Source organism: Streptomyces sp. NTH33 (genome assembly GCF_003236365.1).
Taxonomy (GTDB): Bacteria; Actinomycetota; Actinomycetes; order Streptomycetales; family Streptomycetaceae; genus Streptomyces.
In genome coordinates this window covers 1-1341 of sequence record NZ_POTZ01000900.1, presented here as the reverse complement: position 1 = coordinate 1341, position 1341 = coordinate 1, and the positions used below count along the sequence as shown (strand labels likewise).

Annotated in this window: 1 protein-coding gene; it reads right to left on the bottom strand. The window is 70.2% G+C overall.

Annotation, left to right across the window (positions count from 1 at the left end; genetic code table 11):
• Window positions 1-2: 2 nt before the first annotated feature.
• On the bottom strand, window positions 3-1196 hold the full coding sequence (locus C1I97_RS37370) for an ISAs1 family transposase (RefSeq protein ID WP_111007300.1): 1194 nt from the start codon (window positions 1194-1196) through the stop codon (window positions 3-5).
• Between the last annotated feature and the right edge of the window lie 145 nt (window positions 1197-1341).

The following is a 1341-nucleotide window of genomic DNA, read 5'->3' as shown; positions in this document are numbered from 1 at the left end:
TCTCAGGTCGTGGGCTTGATCAGGTCGAGCGCGTGATCGGGGTGTGACCTGTAGTGATCGGCTGCCGCGGCGTGGTTGTGCCAGCCCGCGAGCTCCGCGAGTGCGAGGGCGGTGTTGCGCAGGCTGGCCATGACGCGGGGTGCGCTGCCGGTGCGGATCTTCGAGGCGTCCTCACGGAGGGTGACGTCGCGCAGGTGGTGCAGGGCCTCGACGCCCCAGTGTTCGCGGACGTGTTCGGCGAGATGGGTGGGTGTGGCCTGGTGCATGGTCAGGTTGGTGAGCGCGTAGACCCGTTCGACGGTCAGCTTGCCGGTGCTCAGTACGCGGCGGCGGCGCACGATCTGCAGGACCTGGTCGGCGTGGGGGAAGGGCAGGTCGGGGACGGTGGCGGCTTTCAGGCGGCGGATCTCGTCGCGGCCGTGCGCGGTGGCGCGGGTCTTGTCCATGAGCGGCACCTCGCTCCAGGGCAGCCGCTTCAGCTGCGCGTGCAGGGTCGGGTGGTTGCCCTTGATCAGGGCGATGTAGTGCGCGTTCTTCTCCTCTACCAGGAAGCGCGCGTGGTCGTGCTGGGTGAGCAGGGCGTCGAAGGTGACGACGGTGTCGGTCAGGTCGAGGGGTTCCAGCAGTGGGCGGAACGCGGTGATCTCGTTGCTCTTGGCCTCGACCTGCTGCTGGGCGATGACCGCGCGGGTGCCGTGGATGGAGGCGGCGAGCAGGTGGACGGCCCGGCGCTCGCGGGTGCGCGAGCCGCGTACGGTTTTGCCGTCGACCGAGACCGCGTTCCGTTTGACCGGGCCGGTTGCCGGGGCCGGTCCGGCGAGGGGGTCGGTGTGCTGCAGTCGCAGCCAGGCGCCCAGCGCCGCGTCGAGAGCGTCTCCGTCCAGGCGGGCGAAGAGACGGGCCAGGGTGCAGGTGCGCGGGATGCCGCGCGCCAGGCCGACGCGTTCGCGCAGGACCGGGTCGAGGCCGGCGGCGAAGCGGACGATGGCGGCCCAGGTGGACGCCCCGGCCAGGACCGCGATAGTGCACAGTGTGAGCAGGGCGCCCAGCCGATAGCGGCGTCCACGCGTGCGGCGCGGGTCCGGCAAGCGGTCCAGGACCTCGGCCAGGGCGATCAGCCGCTCGGTGTCGTCGGATAGGTCGTTGGGCAGGCGGTCCTGGGGGCGGGCGAAGGTGGAGATCAGGGATGATGGCATGCAGACGCGGCTTCGGTTGTGATCAACGGCTTAGACACCTTGATCATCCGGAGCCGCGTCCTGTTTCACCAAACCGGCGAAGGCGACAACCCGCCCACTACATCGCAACTATGACGTCTCGCCACCCGAGAACGCTCGCGCCCTG

What these genes read in the sequence shown, in the direction of transcription:
- C1I97_RS37370 (WP_111007300.1), bottom strand. Translation starts at nt 1,196, where the DNA reads ATGCCATCATCCCTGATCTCCACCTTCGCCCGCCCCCAGGACCGCCTG.